Annotated in this window: 19 protein-coding genes; 9 read left to right on the forward strand and 10 right to left on the reverse strand. The window is 71.5% G+C overall.

The genetic code is table 11. The features are described 5' to 3' along the window. The first annotated feature begins 117 nt into the window (after positions 1-117). The 3 genes from guaA (at position 118) to LY12_RS19580 (ending at position 4,228) form a co-directional block, all read left to right on the forward strand. Positions 118-1,695 (forward strand): glutamine-hydrolyzing GMP synthase, encoded by a 1,578-nt coding sequence (gene guaA, locus LY12_RS19570; protein WP_253858772.1) that lies wholly within the window; start codon positions 118-120, stop codon positions 1,693-1,695. 28 nt (positions 1,696-1,723) lie between these two features. Continuing rightward, positions 1,724-2,503, forward strand: coding sequence for an E3 ubiquitin ligase family protein (locus LY12_RS19575; RefSeq protein WP_253858773.1), 780 nt, complete (start codon positions 1,724-1,726; stop codon positions 2,501-2,503). Between the two features lie 267 nt (positions 2,504-2,770). Next, entirely contained in the window at positions 2,771-4,228 is a 1,458-nt protein-coding gene (locus LY12_RS19580) for an FAD-dependent monooxygenase (protein WP_253858774.1), read from the forward strand. A 21-nt stretch (positions 4,229-4,249) separates the two neighbouring features. Here the strand turns inward: LY12_RS19580 and LY12_RS19585 are convergent, their stop codons facing one another. Both LY12_RS19585 and LY12_RS19590 read right to left on the reverse strand, forming a co-directional pair. Beyond that, positions 4,250-4,468, reverse strand: coding sequence for a hypothetical protein (locus LY12_RS19585; RefSeq protein ID WP_253858775.1), 219 nt, complete (start codon positions 4,466-4,468; stop codon positions 4,250-4,252). Then, complete coding sequence (locus LY12_RS19590; RefSeq protein WP_253858776.1) at positions 4,458-5,723, reverse strand: PspC domain-containing protein; 1,266 nt, start codon at positions 5,721-5,723, stop codon at positions 4,458-4,460. Before LY12_RS19590 ends, LY12_RS19585 begins: the two co-directional genes overlap by 11 nt. A gap of 170 nt (positions 5,724-5,893) precedes the next feature. Here LY12_RS19590 and LY12_RS19595 point away from each other — a divergent pair, with 170 nt between their 5' ends. The 3 genes from LY12_RS19595 to LY12_RS19605 all read left to right on the forward strand — a co-directional run bounded on the left by LY12_RS19595 (position 5,894) and on the right by LY12_RS19605 (position 9,510). Beyond that, on the forward strand, positions 5,894-7,516 hold the full coding sequence (locus LY12_RS19595; protein WP_253858777.1) for an ATP-binding protein: 1,623 nt from the start codon (positions 5,894-5,896) through the stop codon (positions 7,514-7,516). Then, a complete protein-coding gene (locus LY12_RS19600; protein WP_301302825.1) occupies positions 7,513-8,340 on the forward strand; it encodes a response regulator in 828 nt (275 codons plus the stop codon). Before LY12_RS19595 ends, LY12_RS19600 begins: the two co-directional genes overlap by 4 nt. 240 nt (positions 8,341-8,580) lie before the next feature. Beyond that, positions 8,581-9,510 (forward strand): DMT family transporter, encoded by a 930-nt coding sequence (locus LY12_RS19605; protein WP_253858778.1) that lies wholly within the window; start codon positions 8,581-8,583, stop codon positions 9,508-9,510. A 33-nt stretch (positions 9,511-9,543) separates the two neighbouring features. On the opposite strand, the gene LY12_RS19610 is transcribed toward LY12_RS19605, so the two are convergent. After that, complete coding sequence (locus LY12_RS19610; RefSeq protein WP_253858779.1) at positions 9,544-11,316, reverse strand: chloride channel protein; 1,773 nt, start codon at positions 11,314-11,316, stop codon at positions 9,544-9,546. A 52-nt stretch (positions 11,317-11,368) separates the two neighbouring features. Between LY12_RS19610 and LY12_RS19615 the strand changes: the two genes are divergently transcribed. Then, complete coding sequence (locus LY12_RS19615) at positions 11,369-11,869, forward strand: MarR family winged helix-turn-helix transcriptional regulator (protein ID WP_253858780.1); 501 nt, start codon at positions 11,369-11,371, stop codon at positions 11,867-11,869. Positions 11,870-11,883: 14 nt separating this feature from the next. On the opposite strand, the gene LY12_RS19620 is transcribed toward LY12_RS19615, so the two are convergent. The 6 genes from LY12_RS19620 to LY12_RS19645 all read right to left on the reverse strand — a co-directional run bounded on the left by LY12_RS19620 (position 11,884) and on the right by LY12_RS19645 (position 17,854). Beyond that, positions 11,884-12,828, reverse strand: a complete 945-nt coding sequence (locus LY12_RS19620) for a serine/threonine-protein kinase (RefSeq protein ID WP_253858781.1) — start codon at positions 12,826-12,828, stop codon at positions 11,884-11,886. Positions 12,829-12,847: 19 nt separating this feature from the next. After that, on the reverse strand, positions 12,848-14,536 hold the full coding sequence (locus LY12_RS19625; RefSeq protein ID WP_253858782.1) for a serine/threonine-protein kinase: 1,689 nt from the start codon (positions 14,534-14,536) through the stop codon (positions 12,848-12,850). A 197-nt stretch (positions 14,537-14,733) separates the two neighbouring features. Further along, the gene (locus LY12_RS19630) at positions 14,734-15,117 is read right to left on the reverse strand and encodes a hypothetical protein (protein WP_253858783.1); all 384 of its coding nucleotides are present in this window, start codon (positions 15,115-15,117) and stop codon (positions 14,734-14,736) included. Between the two features lie 236 nt (positions 15,118-15,353). Next, positions 15,354-16,616 (reverse strand): hypothetical protein, encoded by a 1,263-nt coding sequence (locus LY12_RS19635; RefSeq protein WP_253858784.1) that lies wholly within the window; start codon positions 16,614-16,616, stop codon positions 15,354-15,356. Between the two features lie 382 nt (positions 16,617-16,998). After that, positions 16,999-17,313 carry a hypothetical protein gene (locus LY12_RS19640; protein ID WP_253858785.1) on the reverse strand — a complete coding sequence of 105 codons (315 nt, stop codon included), beginning with the start codon at positions 17,311-17,313 and terminating at the stop codon, positions 16,999-17,001. 217 nt (positions 17,314-17,530) lie between these two features. Further along, positions 17,531-17,854 (reverse strand): chorismate mutase, encoded by a 324-nt coding sequence (locus tag LY12_RS19645; protein ID WP_253858786.1) that lies wholly within the window; start codon positions 17,852-17,854, stop codon positions 17,531-17,533. Positions 17,855-18,074: 220 nt separating this feature from the next. Here LY12_RS19645 and pcrA point away from each other — a divergent pair, with 220 nt between their 5' ends. Continuing rightward, positions 18,075-20,504, forward strand: a complete 2,430-nt coding sequence (gene pcrA, locus LY12_RS19650) for a DNA helicase PcrA (RefSeq protein WP_253858787.1) — start codon at positions 18,075-18,077, stop codon at positions 20,502-20,504. An 818-nt stretch (positions 20,505-21,322) separates the two neighbouring features. On the opposite strand, the gene LY12_RS19655 is transcribed toward pcrA, so the two are convergent. Then, entirely contained in the window at positions 21,323-22,045 is a 723-nt protein-coding gene (locus LY12_RS19655) for a M23 family metallopeptidase (RefSeq protein ID WP_253858927.1), read from the reverse strand. Positions 22,046-22,839: 794 nt separating this feature from the next. On the opposite strand from LY12_RS19655, the gene LY12_RS19660 reads away from it, so the two are divergent. After that, positions 22,840-24,687: a hypothetical protein gene (locus LY12_RS19660; RefSeq protein ID WP_253858788.1), complete on the forward strand. Its 1,848-nt coding sequence runs from the start codon at positions 22,840-22,842 to the stop codon at positions 24,685-24,687. Positions 24,688-24,822: the final 135 nt, after the last annotated feature.

Raw genomic sequence — 24,822 nt, forward strand, 5'->3', positions numbered from 1 at the left:
CCCGCTCCGAACGCCCGCCGTGCCGCGGGTCCGGAGCCTGCCACCTGGCAGCGACGGTCGTCGGCTCACCTGCGACGATAGGACCCAGTCGAATGCCGCAGCGAGGAGGTCCTGCTCGTGCCCGAGAACACGTCCGCCGGTCCGGCCGCCGCCACCGAGGGCCCGGTCCTCGTCGTGGACTACGGGGCGCAGTACGCCCAGCTCATCGCACGCCGGGTGCGGGAGGCGCAGGTGTACTCGGAGGTCGTGCCGCACACGGCGTCGGTGGCCGAGATACTCGACCGCAACCCGTCGGCGATCATCCTGTCCGGGGGGCCTTCGAGTGTGTATGCGGACGAGGCGCCGGGGATCGACCCGGCGTTGTTCGACGCGGGTGTGCCGGTGTTCGGCATCTGCTACGGCTTCCAGGTGATGGCCAGCGCGCTCGGCGGCACTGTGGAGCACACGGGCACGCGCGAGTTCGGCCGCACCGACGTCGACGTCTCCGGCGGGCAGCTGCACGAGGAACTGCCGGCGCGGCACCCGGTGTGGATGAGCCACGGCGACTGTGTGACGAAGGCGCCGGAGGGATTCGACGTCACGGCCAGCACCGAGGGTGCGCCGGTGGCCGGGTTCGAGAACGTGGGCCGCGGGTTCGCCGGCGTGCAGTACCACCCCGAGGTGGCGCATTCGCCGCACGGCCAGGAGGTGCTGCGCCGTTTCCTGCACGAGATCGCCCACATTCGTCCACAGTGGACCACATCGTCCATTGTGGACGATCAGGTGGCGCGGATTCGCGCCGAGATCGGGGACGGCCACGCCATCTGCGCCTTGTCGGGCGGCGTCGACTCGGCCGTCGCGGGCGCGCTGGTGCAGCGGGCGATCGGCGACCGGCTCACGTGCGTATTCGTCGACCACGGCCTGCTGCGCGCGGGCGAACGCACCCAGGTGGAGCGCGACTTCGTCGCCGCGACGGGCGTCAACCTCGTCACCGTCGATGCGCGCGACCAGTTCCTCACCGCACTGGCCGGCGTCAGCGACCCGGAGGAGAAGCGCAAGATCATCGGGCGCGAGTTCATCCGCGTCTTCGAACGCGCCGCCCGTGACCTGAAGGAGAAGGGCGACGCCGAGTTCCTCGTCCAGGGCACGCTGTACCCCGACGTCGTCGAATCCGGCGGCGGCACCGGCACGTCGAACATCAAGAGCCACCACAACGTCGGCGGCCTGCCCGAGGACCTGCAGTTCAGCCTCGTCGAACCACTGCGGTTGCTGTTCAAGGACGAGGTGCGCCGCGTCGGCCTCGAACTCGGGCTGCCGGAGACGATCGTGCAGCGCCAGCCGTTCCCCGGGCCGGGTCTGGGAATCCGCATCATCGGCGAGGTCACCGGCGATCGACTCGACACCCTGCGAGCCGCCGACGCCATCGCGCGCGAGGAGCTGTCGGCCGCCGGGCTGGACCGCGACATCTGGCAGTGCCCCGTGGTGCTGCTCGCCGACGTGCGCAGCGTCGGTGTGCAGGGCGACGGCCGCACCTACGGCCACCCCGTCGTGCTGCGTCCCGTTTCCAGTGAAGACGCCATGACCGCCGACTGGACTCGGCTACCCTACGACGTGCTCGAGCGCATCTCGACGCGCATCACCAACGAGGTCGCCGAGGTCAACAGGGTCGTGCTCGACGTGACGAGCAAGCCGCCGGGCACGATCGAGTGGGAATGACGCGCGAAACGAACCGGGGGTAGCGGACGTGTGGATCGCAGGGGCGATTCTGATCGTGGCGGGTGTCGCCGCCTTTTTCTTCATGCAGCACACCAAGCGTGAGCTGCACGCGATGATCGGCACGGAGACCCTGTCGATTCCGGAACTCGAAGCGGAACGCAAGGCCTCCGACGAGCTCGGCGCAAAAGGATCGTTCCGCAAGGTCAGCGAGGTCGTCGGTGCGGCGCATCCGCGGCCGGAGGGCGTGCTGACGGCGGAACTGTCGAAGCAGGAATGCGTCTGGTACCGCTACACGGTCGAGCGCGAGTACGAGCACGTCGAGTACCGCGACGGGGATCGCCGCACGAGCCGGCGCACCGAGAAGATGACCGACCACACGTCCAACGCCGGCTTCGCCGTGATCGACGAGGCGGGCCGCACCATCGGTGTCGACCCGAGCGGCGAGCGGCCCGACAGCCCGGAACAGGTCGTCGACCGGTTCGAACCGGCCGAAGGCGGCCGCGACAGCGTCGAACTGTTCGGCATCCGGCTGCCGAGCTTCGGCGGCGGCAACCGGACGATCGGCTACAAGTACAAGGAGTGGATCGTCCGCCCGGGGCAGCGGTTGTACATCCTCGGCGAGGTGCACGACAAGATCGGCCCGCTGGTCATCGGGAAGCCGGCCGAGGAGGGGCACTTCATCGTCTCCACTCGTTCCGAAGGGCAGCTGCGCAGGTCCCGCGAGACGCAGCACAAGCTGCTGGCGCTCGGCACGGTCGCCGGCGTCGTCATCGGTATCGGGCTGATCGTCGCGCAGCTCGTCACCTAGGAATCGTCGAACCTGCTCACGCCGTGGCCGTCCGACCGGCCACGGCGTTTTCGCGTCACGGGGACGTGCGGCCGGAAGCGCTGGGGGCAGGGCGGCGCATCGTGCGGACGCACAAGCGATCCGGCTGTGAAGGGAAAGCGGAACTCCCCGCCACGTTCAACGTATAGCGGACCCCCGGGCTTGCGGCAATCCCCGGTGTGCGCCGCAGACTTGCGTCTCGTCGAATCCGGCCGGGAATCCGATCCCGCAATTCTCAGGGGGACATCGATGTTTGACGTGGTCGTCGTCGGCGGTGGGCCGACCGCGGCGATGCTGGCCGCCGAACTGCGCCTGCACGAGGTGTCGGTGCTGGTGCTGGAACGGGACCCCGAGCCGACACCGGTAGTGCGGTCGCTCGGGCTCCATGTGCGCAGCATCGAGGTGCTCGACCAGCGCGGACTTCTGGAACCGCTGCTCGACCACGGCACGCGGCATCCGCTGGGGAGCCAGTTCGCGGCGATCCCCACGCCTGCACCCGCCGTGAACACGGCCCACCCCTACATCCTCGGGGTGCCGCAACCCGTGGTCGACCGGCTGCTCGAACACCGCGCCGCCGAGGCGGGCGCGGAGATCCGCCGCGGCAGCGAGGTGACCGGTCTCGCCCAGGACACCGGCGGCGTGACGGTGGAGCTGGCCGACGGGACGACGGAGCGTGCCCGCTACGCCGTCGGCTGCGACGGGGGCCGCAGCACGGTGCGGAAACTGCTCGGCATCGGTTTCCCCGGCGAACCGACGCAGACGGAGAACCTGCTGGGGGAGGTCGAGGTCACGGCCCCGCCCGAGGAGCTCACCGCCGTCGTGAGCGAGGTACGCAGAACACAGCTGCGTTTCGGCATCGGCCCGATCGGCGACGGTGTCCACCGCGTCACCGTGCCTGCGGCCGGTGTTTCCGGGGACCGCACGCCCCCGACCCTCGACGAGCTGCGGACGCGGCTCATCGCCGTCGCGGGCAGCGACTTCGGGGTGCATTCGCCGCGGTGGCTGTCGCGGTTCGGCGACGCCACACGGCTCGCGGACCGCTACCGCGCCGGCCGTGTCCTGTTGGCGGGCGACGCGGCGCACATCCACCCGCCACTCGGCGGGCAGGGGCTCAACCTCGGCATCCAGGACGCGTTCAACCTCGGCTGGAAACTCGCCGCCGAGGTGGTGGGGTGGGCTCCCGACGGGCTGCTCGACAGCTACGAGCCGGAGCGGCGCCCGGTGGCCGAGGACGTCCTCGACAACACGCGCGCCCAGACGGTGCTGATGGCGACCGACGCGCGGTCGCAGGCGGTGCGCAGGCTCGTCGCCGAGCTGGCCGGGATCGACGAGGTCAACCGGCGGCTGACCGAGAAGATCGTCGCGACCGCCGTCCGCTACGAGGTCGGCGGCCCTGGGGACGGGGAACGCGCCGACCTGCTGGGGCTGCGGATGCGGGACGTGCCGTTGGCGGGCGGCAGGCTCTACGAGCACACCCGTACGGGGCGGGGGCTGCTACTCGATCCGCGCGGGGCGTTGTCGGTCGAAGGCTGGGCAGACCGCGTCGACCACGTCGTCGAGCCCGCCGGAGGAACGCGGGTCGACGGTGCAGCGCGTGACGTCCCGCCCACGGTGCTGTTGCGCCCGGACGGGCACGTCGTGTGGGCCGGCGGCAGCCTCGTCGCCTTGCGGGAGCGGCTCACGCGCTGGTTCGGCGCGGCCACGTGAGCGCTCAGCCGGACGTGGGTGTCAGCGTTCCTTCCGCAGTGACGCGGCCAGCATGACCACCCCGATGAGCACCGCGACGCCCGCGAGGAGCCAGCGGCCGTCCGGAAGCCCGAGCCAGGTGGGTCCGCCGGAGATGACGTAGGCCGACACGGCCAACGTGGCGACACCTGCCGTCAGCGTCAGCGGATCGACCCGCCTGCCGGTGTCGCTGCCCGCTCGCCCGGACGTTTCACCCTCCACGGTGCACCTCCACATTGCCGATCCCGGCGTCGAGCACGAGCTCGATCCGTTGTCCGCCCGGTCCGTCGGTTCCGTCATCCGAGCCCGCGATCCTGTCACGTGCGACACCCGAGCTGCTGCGCGTGAGGCAGTCGGCCGTGCCGGTGTGGGCGGAGCATTCGAACGTGACGTCGGCGGTGTCGGGAACCAACACCTCGATGTCGCCTGCGCCGACTCGTGCCGTCGTCGCGACGTCGGCATCGGGGTCGGCGATGTGCCGCAGGTCGAGGCGGATCTGGCCCATCGTGCGTTCGTACCGCTGCTGGACGGCCTCCGCGCTGGTGGGCGTGGCGGAGATCTCGCCGGGGCCGCCGGAGTAGTCCTGGACCGGGACCGTCGCGAGCAGCAGACCGACTGCGGCGGTGGGCATCGCCCACCAGATCAGCCCGCGGCCGCCACCGACGAACGCGCCGGTCACCATTCCGGCACCGAGGATGGCCAGCACGATCCCCGCCGTCAGCGACAGGCTCCACCCGGCCTCCGTCAACGCCAGTGGTGTACCGACGGCTCCCGCGATGACCGCCAGCGCCAGCGTCACGAGCGTGACCTTGGAGACGCAGCGGCGTCGCCGAGGCCGTTCCCGGGGCGGGCGCTCGGGTTCCTCGGGTGGAGGCGCCGAGGCAACCGGTGTCGACGGGTCTGCGAGGTGCCAGCCCAGCGGGCTCGCGCCCAGGGCGTCCCAGTCGGCCGTGGCCGTGTCGACGCGGGTGCCGGGCTCGGGGGCCGTCCGGTCTCCGAGGGTCCCCGCACCTGCCGCGTCGGGGCGGCGCAGGTGCCCCCGGCCGCGGTGCAGCAGATACAGCGCCGTGACCACGAGTGCCATGCCGACGAGGCCGCCGCCGTCCAGCCACGTGCCGCCGAACGCCAGCCCGAACGCCGGGAAGCACGCCGCGCACAACAACAGCGTCAGCGCCTTCGAGGTCGCGCTCCCGCCGTGGCCGAGCAGTGACTCGAACGGGGACACCTCGTCGTCGGTTCCGGGGAGGAACAACCAGCCCAGCAGGTACACCGCGGGCCCGACCCCACCGAAGAACGTGAGTGCCACCAGAGCCACGCGGATGACGATCGGGTCGATGCCGTATCGCAGCCCGATCCCCGCGGCGACGCCCGCGATCTTGCGCCCCTGCGCGGGGCGGCGGGGCCTGCTCGCCCAGAAGTCCTTGACCGTCGCCTCGAACCCGTCGAGGTGCCGGGTCGCACCGCTCGTGCTGTTCATGGCACCGAGCATGCGCTCCGCGACGGTCCCGGCACATCGGGGAGCACCCTGAAACCGTCCCCGAGTCCGATCTCGGCCACCGGGCGACGGGCCGGGCGCGTCTCCGGGCAGCGCTTCAGGGGTTTCCCTGATGATTCCGGCCCCGAAGTCTGTGACGATGGACAGCGACCATGGATGACGTGCAGGAACAGGCCGCGGACGGGCGACCGGTGAGCTCACGGCCGACAACTGAGGCCGGCGCGCCGGACGCCGGGACCCGCGCGTCCGCCGGCGGCAGGCAGGCCACGGGCGCGTTGCCCGCCGGATCGGTGGCAGGCGGCGACGGAACCCACGGCGACGGGCAGCAGACTCCGCCGAAGATGTACCGCAGGCGTGGCGGGCGCGCGCTCGCCGGCGTCGCGGGAGGACTGGCCGATCACCTCGGCGTCAAGGTCCTGTGGGTGCGCGCCGCGTTCGCCCTGCTGGCGGGGCTCGGCGGACTGGGCCTGCTGTCGTACGGCCTGCTGTGGGCGTTCGTGCCGCAGGAACAACGCGACACCGCCCGCGAGGAGCTGTCCGGCCGGCAGCGCCAGCAGGCCTACGGGCTGATCGCACTCGGAGTCGGGCTGACCGTCGTCGGCGGAGTGCTGAGCGGGGTGTTCACCGGCTGGGCGGGGCTGCCCGTGGCGGTGGTGCTCGTCGGCGTCGCCGTGGTGTGGCGTGAGGCAGACGAGACGCAGCGGCGGCGGTGGCGCAAGGGCGCGAAGTCCGGTGTGGCCGGCGTGGTGTTCGGCGGCGGTGGCGTTTCGGCGACGATCCGCGTGCTGGCGGGCGTCGTGCTGGTCATGGCGGGCATCGGCATGATCGTGCTGCGGGGCAGCGGCCTCGCCCAGCTGCAGTTCGCGTTCGTGGCCGTGCTGGCGACCCTCGTCGGCGTGGCACTGCTGACCGTGCCGTTCTGGCTGCGGCTGGTGCGGGACCTCGGCGACGAACGCCGCGCGCGCATCCGCACCGAGGAACGCGCCGAGATCGCCGCCCACCTGCACGACTCCGTGCTGCAAACGCTTGCGCTGATTCAGAAGCGCTCCGACCATCCGCGCGAGGTCACCCGGCTGGCCCGCGGCCAGGAACGCCAGCTGCGCGCATGGCTCTACGGACCGAACGGCTACGGCACCCCCACCCGCGACGGCTCGGCTGCTGCCGCCGCCGACGGCACCGCGGGCGACGGCACCGTGGGTGAGGCGGAGTCGTCACCGGCCACGCTCGCTCGCGCCGTCGCAGCGGCATGCGGCGAGGTCGAGGACACGTTCGCCATCTCGGTGCAGCAGGTCGTCGTCGGCGACGTCGAACTCGACGACGGCCTCGTCGCGCTCGTGCAAGCCGCACGCGAGGCCATCGTCAACGCTGCCAAGCACGCCGGGGTCGACGAGGTCAGCGTCTACGCCGAGGTGGAGCCCACGTCGGTGACGGCGTTCGTCCGCGACCGCGGCTCCGGCTTCGACCCCGCCGCCGTGCCCGGCGACCGCCACGGGCTGTCCGACTCGATCAGGGGCAGGATGGAACGCGGCGGCGGCAGCTGCCGGGTGCGCACCGCCCCGGGCGAGGGCACCGAGATCCAGCTCGAGATGCCGCGCGCGACCGGCGCGGGCGGCACCGGCACCGGCACCGGCACCGGCACCGGCACCGGCACCGGCACCGGCACCGACGGCGACACCGACACCGACGGCGGCGCGACCGGGGAAACGGGAACCACCGGGGACGACCGCCGCGCAGCGCCCGCACACGACCGAGCAGCACAGGGGGCAGCCTCATGACGACCGACGGCACCGACGACACGGCCCGCACCAGCACCGACGGCACCGATGGCACCGCCGGGACGGGCGGCACCGCCGGGACGGGCGGCACGGCCGGAACGGGCGGCACCGCCGGAACGGGCGGCGACACGGCGCAGCCGGAGCAGTCGGGACAGCCGGGGGACCCCTCGGCCGGGCCCGTGACGGTGTTCCTCGTCGACGACCACGCCCTGTTCCGCGCCGGCGCGAAGGCGGAACTGCAGTCGATCAGCGACGAGATCCGCGTCGTGGGCGAGGCGGGCTCGGTCGGGGAGGCTGTCGCCGGCATCACGCGGATGCGGCCACAGGTCGTGCTGCTCGACGTGCACATGCCCGACGGAGGCGGCGCCGAGGTGTTGCGGCGGCTCCGCGGGGAGCTGCCGGACGTGGTGTTCCTCGCGCTGTCGGTGTCCGACGCCGCCGAGGACGTCATCGCGGTCATCCGGGCGGGTGCGCGCGGGTACGTGACGAAGACGATCTCGTCGGCGGAACTGGTGAAGGCGATCGTGCGCGTGTCCGGAGGCGATGCGGTGTTCTCGCCGCGGCTGGCCGGGTTCGTGCTGGACGCGTTCGCCGAGCGGCCGGGTGCCGAACCGATCAGCGATCCCGAGCTGGACCAGCTCACGCCCCGGGAGCGGGACGTGCTGCGGCTGCTCGCGCGCGGCTACGCGTACAAGGAGATCGCGTCGGAGCTGTTCATCTCGGTGAAGACGGTCGAGACGCACGTGTCGAGCGTGCTGCGCAAGACCCAGCTGTCGAACCGCTACGAACTCTCGCGCTGGGCAACGGACCGCCGCCTCGTGTGAGCCTGCGGTCACCGTGAATGCCCCCAAGGGCACCCTGGTTGCACTCAACGCCACGAATCTTCCCCTGGTTCCGATGTGACAGCGCCGAGTCGGCAGTCCGTGACGAGGGGAACATTTGTGGCACTCAACGCCACCAAGGTGCCCTTGGGGGCACAACAATGTAGGGTAGCTTAAACAGGGTTCAGAACTGTTCGCTTGTCCTCACTAGTTGTGGTGGGCGAAGCTTGAGGTATGCACCCCGTGTCGCGTAGGACCGCCGTGTTGCCGTGGGTGGCGGCACTGGCCGTCATGTTGCTGTGGGCGTCGTCCTTCGTGGTCATCCGGGGTGTCGGCGTTCACTTCTCGGCCGGTTCGATGGCGCTGCTGCGGCTGATCGTGGCGTCGGTGGCGCTGGGGATCGGCGCGCTGCTCTACCGGCCACGGTGGCCTCGTACGGCCGCGGCGTGGGGATGGACGCTGCTGTGGGGCGTGTCCTGGTTCGGCGTGTACACGGTGGTGCTGAACCTCGCCGAACAGTACGTCGACGCCGGTACCGCGGCCATGCTCGTCAACGTCGCGCCGCTGCTGGTCGCGCTGGCCTCGGGGGTACTGCTCGGCGAGGGGCTGCCCGCGCGGTTGTTCGTCGGCATCGGCGTGTCGATGGCCGGTGTCGTCGTCATCACCCTCGCCACCACGAGCGGTCAGCTGACGGTGGCGGGTGTGGTGCTGTCGCTGATCGCCGCGCTGCTGTACGCGGGGAGTGTGCTGCTGCAGAAGTGGCGGCTGACCGGCGGCGACTCGTACGCCGTCACGCTGGTCGGCATCGTGGGTGCGATGCTGGCGTGCCTTCCGTTCTCCGGGGACCTCGCCGCCGACCTGGCCGCCGCGTCCCCGGCGTCCGTGCTGGCCGTCGTCTACCTGGGCCTGTTCCCGACGGCGCTGGCGTTCAACTTCTGGGGTTACGCGCTGAAGAACATCCCCGCGGGCGTGCTCAGCTCGTCGTCACTGGTGGTGCCTGCGCTCGTGGTGCTGCTGTCGTGGATCGCGCTGGCGGAGGTGCCGCCACTGCTGGCGGTCCTCGGCGGCGTGCTGTGCCTGACCGGTGCGGCCTTCTCGATCGTGCCGCACATCCGCGCGGCGCTGCGCAGGCCGGAGCCGGTGCGCGAACCCGAGCGGTCTCTCACGCGGTGACCGCCCACGTCCGCTCGCGACACCTCGACGGTCTCAGCGGGCGGCGGGAGCGCGCATGGCATCCAGCAGGGCCTGGTGCGTGACCCATCCGACGAGTTCCCTGCCGTCCTCGCCGAAGACCGGCAAGCCGGTGCCCTCGGCGTCGGCCAGTGGATCCAGAGCGTCGACGAGGTTGGTCGTGCTGGTGATCGCCGCCGGGACCTCGGCCAGATCGCCCACCGTCTCCACCGCGTCGGGGTCGCCGAGCACCTCGGCCACGGCTCTGGCCGTCACACACCCGAGATACGTCCCCGCGCCGTCGACGACGGGCAGCACCCCGTGCCCCGACCGAGCCAGCAGCTCGCTCGCGTCGCGCGGTGCCGTGGTAGCGGGCAGGCTGTCCGGTACCTGCTCCATCACCGAGCCGACCGTGCGGTCGGGGAGTCTGCCCCGCCGGTGCCGCGCATCCAGGTCGATACCTCGGCGCCGCAGCTTCGCCGTGTAGATCGTGTCGCGGCTGAGGGCCCGGCTGACCAGGGTCGCCACGACCACGGTCGACATCATCGGCAGGATGATCGAGTACTCGCCGGTGATCTCGAACAGGGTGATCACCCCGGTGATCGGGGCCCGTGCCGAGCCGGCGAACGCCGCACCCATCCCGATCAACCCGTAGACGCCGGGCGAGGCCGTCACGCCTGGTAGGAGTGCGTGCACCACCAGTCCGAAGGCGGTACCACCCATCGCACCGATGAACAGCGACGGCGCGAACACCCCACCGGAACCGCCGATGCCGATGGTCAGGCTGGTGGCCACCATCTTGCCCGCCAGCAGCACGAGCAGGAATCCGATCGCGTAGTCGCCGTCGATGGCGTCGCCGAGCACCGGGTAGCCCACGCCGTACAGCTGCGGCAACAGCATCAGCAGGCCACCGAGGAGCACCCCGCCCGCGGCCGGGCGCAGCCACTCCGGCCCCCGCCAGATGCGGTCACAGACGTCCTCGACGCGGTAGAGGACCTTGGCGAACAGAACGCCCACGGCCCCGATGACCAACCCGAGCACGGCGAAGAGCGCGAACTCGACGGGATTGCGCACCTGGAACACCGGCAACGACAGGAACGCCTCGTTGCCCATGATCGCTCGGCCCGTCACGCTGGCCGCGACGCTGGCCAGTACCACCGCGCCGAACGATTCGATGGTGAAGCTCTGCAGGATCAGTTCCATGGCGAAGAACGGTCCGGCCAGCGGCGCGTTGAACGTGGCCGCGATCCCGCCGGCTGCGCCGCACGCCACGAGCACCCGAAGTCGGCGTTCCGGGAGCTTGGCGACCCGGCCGAGTGTGGAACCCAGGGCGGCGCCGATCTGCACGATCGGCCCCTCGCGGCCGACCGAGCCCCCACCGCCGATGCACAGCGCCGACGCGAGTGCCTTCACCAGACTGACCTGGGGCTTGATGTGGCCACCGCGCTCGGCCACCGAGTACATCACTTCCGGGACGCCGTGTCCCCTCGCCTCCCGGGCGAACCGGTACACCAACGGCCCGTAGACCAGGCCGGCCACGACCGGGGCCAACAGCAGGAACCACGAGCCCCAGCCGGGCAGCCACGGGTGTCCGGAGCCGGGTGCGGCCGCGTAGTCCTCGTGCCCGGACAGCACGTGGGTCGCCGTCGTGATCAGCCACCGGAACGCGACCGCTCCCAGTCCGGCTCCGACCCCGATCACCAGTGCCAGCACCATCAGGCCCGCGTTGCGGTCCCGTATCCAGGCGCCGAGGGATCCGCGCGCCGAAACCGGAACGGCCCGTCGACGTAACTCCACACCACCCGCCATCCGTTGCATCGTGCAAAGCTTGCCGTGTGCACGTCAATGTGAGAATGGCTATATGAGTGAGCCCGCCCCGCCCCACGGTGACGAAGTCGACGCGATCACGGAGGCCGTGCTGACCGCATCCCGGCTGCTCGTCGGGATCTCCGCGAAGTCGGTGGCCTCCGTCGCCGGCGCGATCACGTTGCCGCAGTTCCGGTTGCTCGTCGCCCTCGGATCCCGCGGGCCGCTGAAACTGGTCGCGCTGGCCGGGCTGCTCGGCGTGAACCCGTCCACGGCGACGCGCACGGTCGATCGGCTGGTCACGGCCGGCTGGGTCGAACGCAACAGCAATCCCACCTCACGCCGCGAGATCACCGTCGGGCTCACGACCGCGGGCCGTGACCTGGTCGATCGCGTGACCGCCTACCGCAGGCGTGAGATCGCGGCCATCGTGCAGCGCATCCCCGCCGAACACCGGGAGGGGCTGGTCGAGGCGTTGCAGCGGTTCACCGAAGCCGGCGAGGAACCCCCGCCTCGCGCCTCTCCGTACGACGCCGAGTTCACCAACTGGGACTGAGCCCGAGGATTCGGTCAGAGTGCGAGCACCACGACGACGATCACCACCATCACGACGGCCGCTCCGGCGAGTAGCCAGGTGCGCATCGGCACCGCACTCGCGGGCGCGGGCGGCGGAGGGGGAGCCGGCGTGCTGACGACCTGCGGCAGCACCGGCACCGTCGGCATCGCCGGAGCCGTCGGCGGCACGAGGCCCTGCTCGCGGCCCTTCGTGACCGAACGCAGCGCCTGCACGGTGTCCTGCATCGTGGGCCGCAACTCGGGGTCGTCGCGCAGCATCTTCAACAGCGCCCCGGTCAGCGCGCCGCAGCGGCGCGGCACGACCGGGGTCCCGGTGCCGTCCTCACCGAACGGCGGTACCCCCTCGACCGCGGCGAACAGCATCGCGCCCAGCGAGAAGCCGTCCGAGGCGGGTGACGGTTCGACACCCCTGGCGAGTTCGGGCGCGCGGTACGCCGGATCGGCGGGCGGCTGGGACAGCCCGATGTCGGTGAGCTTGACCCCGCCGTCGTCGCACAGCAGCACGTTCCCCGGTTCGACGGCCCCGTGGGTCACGCCGACCGCGTGAGCCGTCGCCAGCGCCGCACCCAGCCGGTGACCGAGGTACGCCGCCTGCTGCGGGGTCAGCTCCCCGTGTTCGGCGAGGAAGTCGGCCATGTTGCGGCACGGCACGTACTCCAGGATCGCCCACACGTCGTCCTCGTAGCGCACGGCGTCGTACGCGGCGATGGCTCCCGCGTGGACGACCCGCGTGGCCTGCCGAGCCTCGTGCAGCGCCGTGCGGTGCGCCTGGTCGGCGGCCTCGCCGGTCAGCGTCGGGTCGACGTAGAGCCGTTTCGCTGCGACCGTCCGGTGCAGCATCGTGTCGAACGCCAGCCACACGATGCCGGCCCGACCGCGTCCGATCGGCTGGTCGAGCCGGTACCGCTTGCCGACGACGGTGCCTTCCGTGTAGTTCACACAGTGCCTCGGGCCGGGGTCAGGGAACGGGAGACGGGGGGCTGGTACCGGCGGGGCCCGACGGTTCCGACGTCGTCGGCTCCGGTTCCTCCGTGGAGGGCGGCGGCTCCGGCGACGGTTCCGTCGTCGGTTCGGGCTCGACGTAGCTGGACGTCGGCTCCTCGTACGTCGGCTCCGGTTCCTCGTAGGTCGGTTCGGGCTCGACGTACGTCGGCTCCTCCGTCGTCGGCTCCGGCGAGCTCGTCGTGGGCTCCGGCGAGCTGGTGGTCTGCGACGTCGTCGTGCTGGCCGGTGCGGGGTTGCCCGCGGGCTGCGGATCATCGCCGCCCTTCGGGCCGCTGAACAGCCAAACCGCGAACGCTGCCAGGCCGATCACGACGAGGCCTCCCACCAGGGCGGGCACCTTCCACTTGGGCTTCTCGTCGTCCTCGCCCGTCGCGGCGGCACCGCCACCGGCGGCCGCCGCCACCCGCGTGCCGTCACGGTCGTAGGGGTCGTCGTACGGGTCGTCCGGGTAGGCGCCGTAGCCCGCGCCCGCTGCGCCCGCGACGCGGGTGCGGTCGTCCTGGTCGCCGTAACCGCCGTGGTCGTAGTCGCTGTAGGCGGTGGCGGCGTAGGCCGGGTCGTCGTAGTCGCGGTCGGGATAACCGTGGTCGGCGTAGCCGCCTGCCGCGGCGTAGTCGTCGTAACCGTCGTCGTAGTAGCCGCCCGCATCGGAGCCGAGCGTGCCGGAGTGCCCCGCGGGCGGTTCCTCGGCGGCGCCCGCGGCACCGGCACCCAGTGCCGCGCCGACCGCGCCACCGGCAGCGGCGGCACCCGCGGTGCCGAGCATCGACGTCCGGTCGTCCTCGCCCGCCTCGTCGGAGGGCCCGCCGAGCGGGGTCTCACCACGGGAGACGGCGTCGAGCAGCTCCTCGCACTCCTCGGCGGTGGGCCGGTGCTCCGTCTCGGGATGCAGCATGACGGCGAGCACGCTGGTCAGCGGGCCGGACTGGCGCGGTGGGTTGATCTGCCCCGCCGCGACGGCGTGCAGCAGGCTCAGCGTGTTCTCGGACAGGCCGAACGGCGGCTGCCCCTCGGTCGCGGCGTACAGCGTCGACCCGAGCGAGAAGACGTCCGATTCGGGACCGGGGTCACCGCCGATGGCCACCTCGGGGGCCAGGTAGGCGGGGGTGCCGGCGATCATGCCGGTCTTGGTGACCGTCACGTCGTCCTTCGCGCGCGAGATGCCGAAATCGGTGAGCTTCACCATGCCGTTCGGCGCGAGCAGGATGTTGCCCGGCTTGATGTCGCGGTGGACGATGCCGACGGCATGCGCGGCCTTCAGCGCCGCGGACACCTGGGCGCCGATCTGCGCGACGTCGATCGGCGCGAGGGTCCGGCCGCCCTGGAGTTCCTGGGCGAGGCTCGTCGACTCGAGGTACTCCATCACCAGGCACGGCTGGCCGCTGTCGTCGGTGACGACGTCGAAGACGCTGATGGCGTTCGGGTGGTGGAGTCGCGCCGCGATCCGCGCCTCGCGCATCGTGCGGGCGCGCGCGTCGTCGATCTCGTTCTCTTCGAGTCCGGACTGGAGCAGGAGCTGCTTGATGGCGACCGTGCGGTGCAGCAGCTCGTCCTGCGCCATCCACACGGCGCCCATGGCGCCGGAACCGATCCGGCTCAAGACACGGTAGCGGCCCGCGATCAGGCGACCTTCGTCGCTCACGCGACCTCCTTCGGGGCTGGTGTCTCCGGTGGTGGAGCGTAGGCACACCGATCCGACCGAGCTGGCTGGGTGTGGCCGCAGACGTCACCGCCGGATCGTCTCGACCACTCAGCACAGGTTAGGCCGCTCACGCTGTGCACACGAAGGCGGCACTGGCGCGCACGGTAGTTCGCTCCGCCCAGAAGGACGTGCGGGCGTTAGAAAGGTTGTGCCACCGAGACGAATGATACCGGCTCGGTCGCCGCTGCTCTGGGTAGTGATGCAGTCGGGCCTGCGGCGGTGTCGTCATCCTCACCGGTGACGACCGCGGCGGCGATGATGGATGCGACGACCATCAGCGCCGCAACGACGAGTGCGATGAGTTTCGCGCGGCGCGCGACGGGGTGTTCCGGTTCGGGGTCGGCCATCGCCGGTTCGGGTTCTCGGCCGGCCTGCACGCTGGGCGGGGGCAGGTACCGGCCGGGCTCGGCGAGGGCCTCGCGCAGGTAGGCGTCGTCGACGAGGTCGTCGTCCAGGATCTCCCGGTCGATGACGTCCTCGACTGCGACGCAGTCCTCACTCGCGTGTCGGCGCTCGTGCACTGTTCGGCCCTGTCTGCTCCGTCTCGTGGTTCGGTTCGTGCGGACCCCTGCCGACCAGGTAACCCGCTGTCGTCGTCGATCACCAGGCCGTGTCGGTGGAGGGTTGAGGCCGTACGACGAGCGGTCATCGTGATCACTCGGTTAGAGCAATTTGCGACCGCTCAACGCATGCACGTGCATCGGGATGTGCGACGGAATGTGCAGGAAATGCGACTCTGACGTGGGAATTCCCGCGATCAGGCCCCGTCGGAGGAAATCTTCTCGGCGTCGTCGAACGTCAGCCGACGGGTCTGCTCGACCGTGCTGCCGTCCGTGTACGTCACCCGCAGGGTGTTGTCCGTGACGCCCTCGTACTGGTCGATCGCGATGTGCTCGACCTCGAAGTACGCGACGTCGGCGTACTTGCGCGCGAGCCCCTCGGAGCCTTGCTTGCGCAGCTCACCGCTGGTCAGTTCGTGCGCTGCCTGCGGGTCCTCGGTCACCTGGTCGAAGAACGCCTGTGACCGCTGGGCCATGGCGTCCGTGTCGTGTGCCCGGCCGAAGTACACCCGGTTGGACGTCGACGTGGGCGCAGGCGTGGGCGGTGGTTTCGACAGCGATGTCGACGGCGGCGGGGATCCGGACGGCGTTCCGCTCGGCGGGTTCGTCCCCGGCGGAGCGGACCCCGTGGGCTGCGGGCTCCCGTGCTGGGGCCTGCCGTCACGCACCGGAGCCGCCGGCCCGGTGCCGCCGCGGGTGGCGGACGGGTTCCCCGAGGTCGACGAGGTCGCGGAGGAGGTGGACGACGTGCCGGGAGGTGCCTGTTCGTGCCTGCCGCCGCGGTCGCCGCGGTCACCGCCTTCGTCGGGCAGCAGGGGTGCGACGGCGCCGTTGCGGTCGGGCCAGCCGTCGACCGCCGCGGACTGTTCGTCGGGGCCGACCAGCAGCGTGCCGGCCACGAGCAGCGCCACGACGACCGCGCCCGACGACAGGCTCGCGAACCACGCCGCCTTCCGCCATGTCGACGGCGGGGTGACCGATGCCGGTACCGACCCCAGGTCGAACGTGCCCAGCCCGTCGACGGGGCGCACGATCGCGCCGTCGTCCGACTCGCCCACGGCGGCACCGCCGGACTCGGGTGCGGGAGTGGTCCGCGCGGGTGTCTCGGGAGGGGCCGCGGCGGGGGAGGCCGGTGCCGGGGTCTCCGACAGCGCGACACGCTGCCGGCGGACGGGTGCTTGTCGGGCGGCGTGCCGACCCTGCGCGGACGAGCCGGCCTGCGGGGCCGGTACGGCCGTGATCGGCGCTGTCGTCTCGGCCGGCGGGGCGGAGCCGGTGCCCTGCGCCGGAATCGACGGCAGGGTGCCCGACAGCGACCCCGCGGCCCGGTCGTCGCCGGGCGGGGCGGGGTCGTCGTCCCGGGCATGACGACCGCGTGAGCGGGCCGCGCCCGGGGTGTGATCCGTCGTGGTCCGGGTCGGGTCGAAGAAGTCGAAGGCGTCGCGCGAGCCGGCGGTCATGTGGTGCGGACCCCTTCCCGCGTGCCTTCTGACGCCGGGGATGCCCCGTTTCGTCCGAACGGAGCAGTGCCGGGAACGGTCGTGCGGCAGCCGGGGGTGGACGGGGCGCCGTCAGGGGCGTTCGTGCTGCGGTTCTCGCTGCGCACGGCCCGGCGGCTGCGCGGAGTGCGGCCGGCCGCGGCGGGATCGGCAGGGCGTGGGGCACGCGCAATTGCACGGCCGTATGCACGTGCGCCGCAACTTGCAGCGCGCACGGTGCCCCTCGAAACCCTCACTCGTACCAGGGTAGGAGCTTCTGCCGCCGTTCGTAGAGCTTGGAACCGTTAGTGCACCGATATCACTCCACCGGGCGCACCCTGGTTTCGCTGTGTAAGCGACTCCGTCAGTTGTCGGAGCGGTACTTGCTCCGGGTGGACTGCAACGCCTTCGTCGCGACGGCCCCACTGCCCGCGGCGAGCAGGATCGCCACGACGTCGAGGAACGAGCCTCCCGCGGTGAGCAGCAGCGCCAGCAGGGACGCGGCCGTCGTGCCGCCGGCGACGGGCCAGCGGCTGCGCACGTAGTCGGCGATCGGGCCGCCGCCCGCCCGCTTGGTCGCCGCGCTGTTGAGCAGTGCCAGATACCCCGTGTGGCCGAGTGCCGCGAGGACGCTGGCGAGAGCAGCCACGACGGCGATCAGGTGGATGATCGTTTCCATGTGTCCAGTGTGCCCGAATGAGCAGTGTGCCCGAATGAGCAGTGTGCCCGAATGAGGTGACCTGCCGGTGGGCGGAACGGGGGACACCTCTACCGCGGGTAGGACGGGGCCGGACGTCGTGACCGGTCACAGGCCGCCGCCTGCGGAGCACCGGACACGCAATGGCAAGGGCCGTCGCCGTAGCTCCGGCCGCGCACCCCGACCCGCACCCGGGTCGTCAGTGCCCCAGCCTGCCGCGGCCGAGGTTCAGCAGGGCGAGCGCGAGCTGCCTGCCCTCGGGGCCGAGCTCGCGGTAGCGGGCGAGCACGTCCATCTCACGGTTGTAGACGATGCGCGGGCCGCCCGCGGCCATCCGCGCCGCGCCGATCGTCCGGGAGACCTCGGCGCGGCGTTTGATCAGGCGCAGGATCTCGGCGTCGAGCCAGTCGATCTCCTGGCGCAGGTCGTCGATCGACTCGCTGCCGGCGGGCGCGTCGCCCGTAGGCGAATCGGCGGGCTGGGCGTCGGCGGCCTGCGAATCGTGGTGAGTCTGGGCGTTCATGTGACCCTCCGGTCGTGTCGGCGTGGCCCCGGACCCGGACCCCGAGCCGACGAAAGCCCCGGGTCCGAGGACTCCGGGGCTTGAGGTGATGGCTGGGTCAGCACGCGATCACGGGAGCCGGAGTCCGGATCCCGTAGAAAAATCGGCACGTCGCGTCGACCACGGCGTGAGTATGGCACATTCCGGCCGTGTCAGGGGTGCGAGGTAGCGTGAAGTCACAATGAGCACCCTCTTCGATCTTCCCCCGGACCAGGGCAAGCACGCCGATCTGCTGGATGACCTGAACCCGGCGCAGCGCGCTGCCGTCGAGCATGCGGGCGCGCCGTTGCTGGTGGTCGCCGGTGCCGGTTCCGGCAAGACCAGGGTGCTCACCCGCAGGATCGCCTACCTGCTGGCCGCGCGCGATGCGCACCCCGGTCAGATCATGGCGATCACGTTCACCAACAAGGCCGCTGCCGAGATGCGCGAGCGGGTCGGTGAACTCGTCGGCCGCCGCTCCGGGGCGATGTGGGTGTCGACGTTCCACTCGATGTGCGTGCGGGTGCTGCGACGCGAGGCGAAGACCCTCGAGATGTCGTCGAACTTCTCCATCTACGACGCCGACGACGCGCGCAGGCTGCTCACGCTCGTGGCACGTGACCTGGACCTCGACTCGAAGCGGTATCAGCCGCGCGCGCTGGCCGCCCACATCTCGAACCTGAAGAACGAACTGATCGACTCCGAGTCGGCGGGTTCGCACGCGACGAACGACTTCGAGCGCAGGGCAGCCGAGGTGTACGTCGAGTACCAGCGCAGGCTGTCGCAGGCCAACGCGATGGACTTCGACGACCTGATCATGCGCACGGTCGAACTGTTCCAGGTGTTCCCCGACGTCGCCGAGTACTACCGCCGCCGGTTCCGGCACGTGCTGGTCGACGAGTACCAGGACACCAACCACGCGCAGTACACGCTGGTGCGCGAGCTCGTGGGCACGGAGCCGACCGAGTCCGGGGTCGAACCCGCGGAGCTGTGTGTCGTCGGTGACGCCGACCAGTCGATCTACGCCTTCCGCGGCGCGACGATCCGCAACATCGAGGAGTTCGAACGGGACTTCCCGAACGCCCGCACGATCCTGCTCGAACAGAACTACCGGTCCACGCAGACGATCCTGTCGGCGGCCAACTCCGTCATCTCGCGGAACCCGAACCGCAGGGACAAGCGCCTGTGGACGTCGGAGGGCGACGGCGAGCGGGTCGTCGGCTACGTCGCGGACAACGAGCACGACGAGGCGGCGTTCGTCGCAGGGGAGATCGACGACCTGGTCGACCAGGGCGTCGCGAAGTACTCCGACGTCGCGGTGTTCTACCGCACCAACAACCAGTCGCGGGTGTTCGAGGAGATCTTCATCCGCCTCGGGTTGCCGTACCGAGTGGTCGGCGGCGTCCGGTTCTACGAGCGCAAGGAGGTCCGCGACGCGCTGGCGTACCTGCGGGTGCTCGCGAATCCGGACGACACCGTCAGTCTGCGGCGGATCCTGAACGTGCCCAAGCGCGGCATCGGTGACCGGGCCGAGGCGTGCGTGGCCACGCACGCAGAGCGGGAACGGATCTCGTTCGTGTCGGCGCTGCGGGACGCGGTCGCCGACCGGGTCCCGATGCTCAACCCGCGGTCACGGAAGGCGATCACGGCGTTCGTCGAGCTGCTGGACGGGCTGTACAAGCTGGTCGATTCCGGGGTCGAGGTCGCCGACATCCTGGAGGCGGTGCTGGACCGCACGGGATACCGGGCGGAGCTCGACGCCTCCGATGATCCGCAGGACGCGTCGCGGCTGGAGAACCTCGACGAGCTCGTCACGGTCGCGCGTGAGTTCACGGAGTCGGCCGCAGAGGCGGCCGCGCTCGCGCCGGAGGCCGCCGACGACGAGCCGGACGCGGGAGTCCCCGAACCGGGGTCGCTGCCCGCATTCCTCGAACGCGTCTCGCTGGTGGCCGACGCGGATTCGATCCCCGAGTCGGACGGCGGTGACGCCGAGGACGACACCGAGGCCGAGGCCGAGGACTCGGGTGTGGTCACGCTGATGACGGTGCACACCGCGAAGGGGCTCGAGTATCCGGTCGTGTTCGGCACCGGCTGGGAGGACGGCGTCTTCCCGCATCTGCGCGCGCTCGGTGAGCCGAAGGAACTGGCCGAGGAACGGCGACTCGCCTACGTTGCGATCACGCGGGCACGCGAGCGGCTGTACGTCTCGCGGGCGCTCGTGCGGACCCAGTGGGGTCAGCCCGCGGCAAACCCCGCGTCGCGGTTCCTCGACGAGATTCCCGTCGAACTGCTCGACTGGCGCCGTGAGGCCCCCGCGTCGGGTGGCGGCGGTTCACCGCGGGCGGCGACGACGTGGGGTGGCAGGCCGGGAACCGGTTCGGACTCGGCGCAGTCGCGGATCGCATCCGGTGGTATGCGAACCACCGGGTTCACGGGTACGCGGGGAGACTGGAAGGACACGGTCGCGCTCAAGCTCGACGCCGGTGATCGCGTGAACCACGACAAGTACGGGCTCGGCACGGTCGTGTCGACCGACGGATCCGGTCCGCGCGCGACCGCGACGATCGATTTCGGCACGGCAGGCACGGTGCGGTTGATGCTGATCGGCAGCGTGCCGATGGTGAAGCTGTAGGCACGATTCCGGGTCGCCGATCCGGAATCCGGCCGACGCCGGGAGAACGGCCGGCGGTGTCGAGGTCGTCTCGCGCTGCGTCGTCCCGCACGGCGTCGTCCTGCGCTGTGGTCGTCCTGCACCGCGGTCGGTTGTGTTGCGGTCGTTTTGTGTTGCGGCGGTCGCTCCGTCGGTGTGCTGCGGTGGACCTCTTGGTCGGCGTCATTCGATCGTCTGTTCGGGTGACACTGCGAGGTGACTCCTGATTCTGTCGCCCCCTCGCGATAATCTCTGTGTCGAACAGAAGTTCGCAGCAGTTCGGCGATGGGGGATGACAGGTGTGGATCGCGCGAAGAGTGGTGAGACGCCGGCGAGGAGTGTTCGGTCGCGTTCGTGCGCGCGTGGGAGCGGCGCGCCCGCGTGGCCGAGGCTGCGTGGCCGCGGCCGTCCGCGGCATCGGGTCCGTCATCGGGCGCGGCGTGGCGCGACCGGGCCAGAAGGGTGGTTCCTTTCCGTCCGTGCGGGTGTCGTCGAGGCGCTCGGTGGATTACCCGTGCGGGCGTCGACCCGCTGCGGTCGGCAGGTTCCGGAAGTCGAACGGCTGGTCGCCGCGTGGCAACTGCTCCTGCGGATGCACGAGCGCACCGGTGACGGCGCGTGCCGCGTGTGCGGGCCCGGTCGAGACCACCGATTGTGCACCGTCTGGCAGGTCGCCGTCGGCTACTTTCTGCGCCGGCTGCCGAACGAATCGCCGGTCGAGCGGCGCAGCGCGTGCTGAACCGGGAATCGGCATCCCATCAGGCGCGGTGGCAGAGTGTGCCGACTCCGAGGGGCGGCGGTCAGCCGACGTGGATGCCGTTCTCGGCGAGCCAGGTCGACGGGTCGATCTTCTCCCCGTCGTCGGAGGTCCAGACCTCGAAGTGCAGGTGCGGACCGGTCGACTGGCCCTCGTTGCCCATCAGTGCGATCTGGTCGCCGGCCTTGACCCGCTGGCCCTCGTGGACCGAGTAGCTGGAGATGTGGCCGTAGACGGTGACGATGCCGTCGTCGCGCTGCACCTTCACCCACTGGCCGAAGCCGCTGGCCGGGCCTGCCTCGATGACCGTGCCGTCGACCGCGGAGACGATCGGGGTGCCGATGGAGTTCGCGAGGTCGATGCCGTAGTGGGTCGTTCCCCACCGGGCGCCGAAGCCCGAGGTGAACACACCCTCGGTGGGCTTGACCACCTTGGGGCGGGCGGCCTCGATCGCGGCCAGCCGGCGGGCCTCGGCCTCGGCGGCAAGGCGCTTGTCGGTGACCTCGGCGCTCCGGTTCAGCTTCTGCGCCTCGGTCGTGGCGGCAGCCTTGTCCGTCGTGTCCTGCACCTGGAGCAGCTGGGGAGTGGCGACCGGGGCGTCGCCTCCCATTCCCATGGCCGCACTCGCGTCATGGGAGTTCGCCAGCGGCGTCACATCCGTGCTGGTGTCCACGGAACCTGACTGAGCTTCGTTGGAGGAGGTGTTTTGGAGGGTCTGACCGGCCGCGGCAGCGGCGAACGCGCCGGCGGCGACGGCCGCGACCATCACCCGACCACGCAGCGCGGAGGACGGCGCGGGCAGCCGGTGGGCGCCACGCGTGCGGACGAACGAATCGTCCTCCATTCCGTCCAGCGCGTCTTCAAGCGCAGGCGAGGTGGCTTGGCCGCTATGAGAGCGGTGTCGAGCCAAGGCAGGGGCCTCTTCCGTTACTCGGGGGAGCCAGTTCGCGAACGCCGGGCGGGGGAACCCGGTGGACGACCTCGGGGGTGATCGCCCTTGGCGGCGGCACCGGCCTCTCGGGGAGGCGGACCACCGCACGTGTCCGTGATCTGACCGTAATGGGGACTGCGGGACAGTAACGAAGTGCCGCCTCGAGGAGCAAGACCTCGCCGTGTCTATCGACCGGACGGGGACGATCGGCGCGCGTTCGCCGGGTGCGATCACGCAAGGTACGGCGACAATTGGTCTACTCGTGTGAGTTGGGTTACACCCGGGCAACCGTGGTCTGGACATCTGCTTCGCGGTTGTGCGCGCAGGGTGGTCGCCGAGCCGGCCGACGGCCATCGATGGCCATCGATGGCCATCGGTTGCCGTGGACCGCTGTTGCCGTGGACCGCTGCTGCCGCGGACTGCTGTGGTTGCCGTCCAACCAGCTGTGCCGTCGGTCAGGTCGGCCTGCTGCGCTCTCCGTTGCTAGCGTCGGCATCGATGACGGTTTCCCGGTCCTTCTCCGCGCGGTGTCGGTGCTTCGGCGACCCCGCCGTCCCTGGTGATGCCGTGACCTCCGTGGGTGCGACCTCCGCAGGTGGGCGGCTGTCACATGTGCGGGTGGTACGGCGGTGACCCCGGAAGCGCGTGACGGGGACGCTCTGCGGGACCTGCGCGCGGCTGGCGCGGCGCCCGCCCTGCCCGCGGCTTTCGCGTCGTCGGTGCTGGCCTTCCTGTTGTTGACCGCAGGTGCTCTGGTGCCGGTCGTCGAGGGCGGCGAACGCGGCCTGGCGGCGGGTCCGGTGGTCCTCGTGGTGCTCGCGGTGCTGCCGCTCTCGCTGGCGGGGGCGTTCGCCCTGCGCGGTGGCACGGTCGCCGCGGTCGGGGTGCTGGCCGGTGCCGCTGCACTGGCCCCGGGACGCGCGGTCCTGGACCTGCAGCTCGCCGCGGACCCCTCCCGGGCCTCCCGCCCCGAGCTGTACCTGCCTTCCGACCTGTACGCCCATGCCGCCGCGCCGGGCCTGTGGCTGCTCGTCGCGGGGCATGCGATGACCGTCGTGGCCGGCGTGTTCGCCCTGCGGGCGCGTGCGGGCGCCGCGGGTGAGTCGGGGTCCGATGAGGCGGGCGATCCGGGCAGGCGGCTCGCGGTCGCCGTGTCCGCCGCCGTGGTGGCCGGGATCGGCCTGGTGATGCAGCCGTTCACGTCGGCAGAGGTGTATCTGCTGGCGCAGAACGCGTTCGAAGGGCCCGTCGTCGCGATGGCCGGATACCTGCTCGTGGCCGCGGCGCTCCCGGTGACAGCGGCGATGGCCGTGTCGTCGGGGGACACGGACCTGATGCGGGGCGGCCTGCTCGGCGCTGCCGCGGGTGGGACGGCGGTGGCCCTGCCCGCGGTGGTCGCGGCGCTCGGGATCGACACCCTGGGCCTGTCCGCCGGGCCGATCGTGGCGCTCGCCGGCCTGGTGGTGCTCGTCGTCGCCGCGTTCGTGCGGATGCCGGCGGCCGACGTTCCCGAGCCGGACGAGGCGGATGTGCGGCTGCCGGGCAGCGTGCGCCTGCGGGCGGGTGCGGGTGCAGCCGCCCTCGCCGCGGGCGTGTGCGCGGTGATCGGCTCCGTGACGCCGCAGCTCGAGACGCAGGGGCCGATCGCGGCGCCCGAGAGTCCCGCCCGGTGGTCGCTGCTGGCGGCCGGTCTCGTCGTCGGGGTGCTGGGTGCGGCGATGTTCGTGCCGCGGGTCGCGGTGCTCGTGCGCCCCGTGCTGTCGGTGGCGTGGGTGGCCGTGCTCGTCGCCGGCACCGCGGTGCTGGACACCGCGGTGATCGCGACCGGCTCGGCGGGCGGGGTCGCCTCCTCCGGCCCGGGCGTGGTCTGGACGTGGGTGGCGATGGTCGTCGCCGCCGTGGCGGCGTGTTCGTCCGTGGTCGCAGGCGCCGTGGAACGGGACGATCTCGACGACCCCGGCCGCGACGCCCAAGACGACGACGCCCAGGACAGCGGTGCCCGGGACAGCGGTGCCCGGGACAGCGGTGCCCAGGGCGGCGCCGGTTCCGCGGGCGGGCGACTGCCGGCGGTGCTGTTCGGTGCGCTGGCCGTCGCCGGGGTCCTGGCGGTCGTGGCGTTCGGCGTGCCTGTGTTCACCGCGCCCGACTACGCCGCCGCGGGCCTGTGGGCGCGGTTCGGCACGCCGTCGTGGGGGCTGCTCGCCGGGGCGATCGTCGTGGTCGGAGCGCTGGTCCTCGCGGCGCGGAGCAGGCAGGCTCCCGCGGTCGGCCTGCTGTGCGGTGTGGGCGTCGTTCTCGCGCTGCACGCGGCCTCGTTCCCGCTGAGCCGCGGGGAGATCGACGGGGTGAGCGCAGGGCCGGGGTTCTGGTTCGTGTTCGCGGCGGTCATCGCGGTGCTGGTGGCCGCGATGACGGCGGCGCTCGTCCGGCCCGTTCGAGGGAATGCGGACTCCCCGGGCGGGAGGCGAAAACCGTAGGTCGCGGCGAGAACCGCAGGGTCACACGACAACCGCAGGGTCACGGCGATACGGGAGTGTCGCGTGGCGTTGCCGGCGCAGAATGTCGACCTACTCTTCGGTAGCCGCGTGGAAATGGGTGCTGAATGGTTTCAG

The organism is Prauserella alba, assembly GCF_024171735.1.
Lineage (GTDB): Bacteria > Actinomycetota > Actinomycetes > Mycobacteriales > Pseudonocardiaceae > Prauserella > Prauserella alba.